Source organism: Micromonospora zhanjiangensis (assembly GCF_042650605.1).
Lineage (GTDB): Bacteria > Actinomycetota > Actinomycetes > Mycobacteriales > Micromonosporaceae > Micromonospora_J > Micromonospora_J zhanjiangensis.
The window spans coordinates 1-1,317 of record NZ_JBHSBN010000105.1 but is presented as its reverse complement, the minus strand read 5'-3'; the positions used below and the strand labels follow the sequence as shown (position 1 = coordinate 1,317).

The 1,317-nt window shown below is 66.7% G+C and carries 1 protein-coding gene; it reads left to right on the top strand.

The window, feature by feature from the left end; all coding sequences use genetic code 11:
- Positions 1-52: 52 nt before the first annotated feature.
- Positions 53-1,287, top strand: a protein-coding gene (locus ACFOX0_RS34130; protein ID WP_377553812.1) for an IS3 family transposase whose coding sequence is annotated in 2 segments (ribosomal slippage) — positions 53-332 and positions 332-1,287 — 1,236 coding nt in all. Because the reading frame shifts where the segments join, the coding sequence is not laid out codon by codon here.
- The last annotated feature ends 30 nt before the right edge of the window (positions 1,288-1,317 follow it).

The window sequence follows — 1,317 nt, the reverse complement described above, 5'->3', positions numbered from 1 at the left end:
TGTCCCGCACCGGGTTTGATGGAGATATCGAAACCTGGGAGGAACAGCAGCGATGCCGGCACCGAAGAAGTACAACGATGAGTTGCGTGAGCGTGCGACGCGGCTGGCGGTCGAGGCTCGCCGGGATCCGGCCAGCGCGGTTGGCGCGATCCGTCGGATCGCGGGCCAGCTCGGGGTTCATCCGGAGGCGTTGCGCGGTTGGGTGAAGAAGGCCGAGACCGACGCCGGTGACCGGCCGGGCACCACCAACAGCGATGCGGAACGCCTTGCCGCGTTGGAACGGGAGGTGCGTGAGCTGCGACGGGCGAACCAGATTCTGAAGTCCGCGGCGTCTTTCTTCGCGGCGGAGTTGGACCGTCCGTCGCGATGAGGGTCGAGTTCGTCGACTCCCAGCGGGTCGAACACGGTGTCCAGCCGGTCCTGCGGGCGCTCGAAGACACGCCGGCACAGATCGCACCGTCGACCTACTACGCCGCCAAGACCCGTCCGGCCTCGGCCCGGTCGCGGCGCGATGAGGAGCTGACCGCGATGATCGAGCGGATCCACCAGGAGAACTACGGAGTCTACGGGGCCCGCAAGATCTGGCATGAGCTGCACCGACGCGGCGAGCCGGTGGCCCGCTGCACGGTCGAACGGCTGATGCGTGAGTCTGGGCTGCGGGGGCTGCTGCGCGACAAGGCGCCGCGCACGACCCGACCCGCAGCCGAGACGGGCCGCCCCGGTGACCTGGTCAAACGGGACTTCACCGCGGTGCGGCCGAACCAGCTGTGGGTCGCTGACCTGACCTACGTGCGCACCGCCGTGGGCTGGGTGTACGCCGCGTTCGTTCTCGACGTGTACTCCCGCATGATCGTCGGTTGGCAGGTATCCACGTCGCTCTACACGGATCTGGCTCTGGACGCGCTGAAGATGGCGATCTGGCGCCGCGAGAATCAAGGCGCTGACCTGCGTAAACTAGTCCATCATTCCGACCGGGGAGTCCAGTATCGAGCGATTCGCTACAGCCAGCGGCTGGCCGAGGCCGGCGCCGTCGCCTCGGTCGGCTCCAAGGGCGACTCGTACGACAACGCGATGGCCGAGGCGTTCAACTCCCTGTACAAGGCCGAACTCATCCGCAACAAGGGCCCGTGGCGTGGGCTCGACGACCTGGAGATGGCCACCGTCGAGTACATCGACTGGTACAACAACCGGCGCCTACACGGCGAGCTCGGCCACGTCCCGCCCGCCGAGCACGAAGCACTACACACGATGACCCACCCAGTCACCGCACCCCTGAAAACCAGCTAACCAACTCTCCATCAAACCCGGGGCTTGACA